This window comes from Mesorhizobium sp. M7A.F.Ca.CA.001.10.2.1 (genome assembly GCF_003998575.1).
In the GTDB taxonomy this organism is placed as follows: Bacteria; Pseudomonadota; Alphaproteobacteria; order Rhizobiales; family Rhizobiaceae; genus Mesorhizobium.
Genome location: NZ_RZQY01000958.1, coordinates 1 through 1,644, shown reverse-complemented (window position 1 = coordinate 1,644; position 1,644 = coordinate 1). Strand labels below are relative to the sequence as shown.

Below are 1,644 nucleotides of genomic sequence, written 5' to 3'. Positions count from 1 at the left end.
AGAAAATAGCGCTTTCATAAAGCGACACCTGGAAATCATTTGGATCGGAGGCCAATTCAATGCTGAGCACGAACAACAGAATTGACACCTACAGCGATCAGATACGCGCCTTTCTGGCGTCAAATTTCTACGTGGCCGACCCGCGTGCCCTGGAGGTTGAAACGTCGTTGCTCGACCAGGGCATCATAGACTCGACTGGAGTGCTTGAAGTTATCGGCTTCGTCGAGGAGACATTCGGCATCACTGTCGAGGACAGTGAACTTCTGCCTGAGAATTTCGATTCCATCCAGGGAATTGCACGTTACGTGCTCAGCAAGGAAAACTGATCGCTGGGCCGCTTTAAGGGCGTCCTCCCAACCGAGCGCGCAAACCAATGGCGCGGCTCACGCTGGCGCTTTGGCCCGTGCACAAACCACCCTGGCTTCACCGGCTTTGTTTGCAACCGCGCGAATGCTCTCGTAGGCTTTGGAACGCTCAACCAAACTCATGACCTGCCGGTCCTGGCCAAGCCCGACCTCGAAAAGCAGCATGCCACCTTGCCGCAGATAGCGCCGCGCCTCCTTGATCACCCGCATGTGAATGCTCAGGCCGTAAGGCCCGGCAGCGAACGCCTCACGTGGTTCAAGTTCCATCAGGTGCGCGCGGTCGTTTTCGAGCCGCTTCTCGGAGATGTAAGGCGGGTTGCAAACGACCAGATCGATCGTGCCTTCGAGCTCCAGACCCGAGAAGGAATTGAACAGGTCGCCCTGCAGCACCGAAATGCGCCCGGCCAGGCCAAGATGGGCGACATTCCGGCAGGTGGTTTCGACACAGCTGTCAGTGAGATCGCTCGCCCAGACGCGCGCGGTGGGGACCTTGTATCCAATGGCGCAGGCGAGATTGCCCGCCCCGCAGCACATGTCCACGACACGCGGGACCGGCCGATTAAGTTCACGAAGCACATTGAGGGCGGTGCTGCCGAGCAATTCCGTCTCCGGGCGAGGGACGAGCACGCCGGGCGCCACAACCAAATTCAGCCCCATGAAGTCGGTACGGCCCGTGCTGTAGGCGCTGGCGACATCCATTTCACCAATCACGACAAACCCGCTTTCTGGATTTTTCCATTTTGATTTCTCGACGCCCCGTCTTCATGCCGTGAGGCGAGGCATTAGCCACCGTCGTTCCCGGGTCGGTTCACGTCGCGCAACTACTGGATCGCCGCGCTCTGCAGGTCGCTGCTGAACCTCACCTCGATGGTGTCTCCAGGCGCGACCTCAGTGTCCTGGTCGACCGGTCGACTTCTCGACGCGTCGCCGGCTCCACCGGTTATTGTGATCCGCGCCTGGAAGGTTTCGCCGGCGACCGGCAGCGGAAGAGCGGACGCCCCTGATGGCTGAAGCTTCTGGCTGGCTGCGTGGAGCCTTGCAGTGGTCTCGGCGAGGCGAAGGTCGGTGTCCCTCAACTCGTTCAGAAGGCCGATCCTTCGTTGATTTTCATTGCGTTCCTGCTGCCTGACGAAGTCTTCCTGCTGGCGCCGCGTTCTCATGAGTTCGACCGAGGTCTCGAGCGCCCGGCTCGACGACATCAGCACCGCACGTCTGACATCGGCGAGCCTGCTGTTGGTCAGGTTGCCCGATTCGAACGATTTGGTGACCCGCGCCAGAT

2 protein-coding genes and 1 pseudogene are annotated in these 1,644 nt (G+C 59.9%); 1 reads left to right on the top strand and 2 read right to left on the bottom strand.

Annotation, left to right across the window (positions count from 1 at the left end; genetic code table 11):
- Positions 1 to 59 precede the first annotated feature (59 nt).
- Positions 60 to 326, top strand: coding sequence for an acyl carrier protein (locus EN964_RS33925; RefSeq protein WP_027036262.1), 267 nt, complete (start codon positions 60 to 62; stop codon positions 324 to 326).
- A 57-nt stretch (positions 327 to 383) separates the two neighbouring features.
- Here EN964_RS33925 and EN964_RS33920 read toward each other — a convergent pair whose 3' ends face one another.
- Positions 384 to 1,076, bottom strand: coding sequence for a class I SAM-dependent methyltransferase (locus tag EN964_RS33920; protein ID WP_127267487.1), 693 nt, complete (start codon positions 1,074 to 1,076; stop codon positions 384 to 386).
- 110 nt (positions 1,077 to 1,186) lie between these two features.
- Positions 1,187 to 1,644, bottom strand: a pseudogene (locus EN964_RS33915) (sugar ABC transporter substrate-binding protein); the annotation flags it as partial.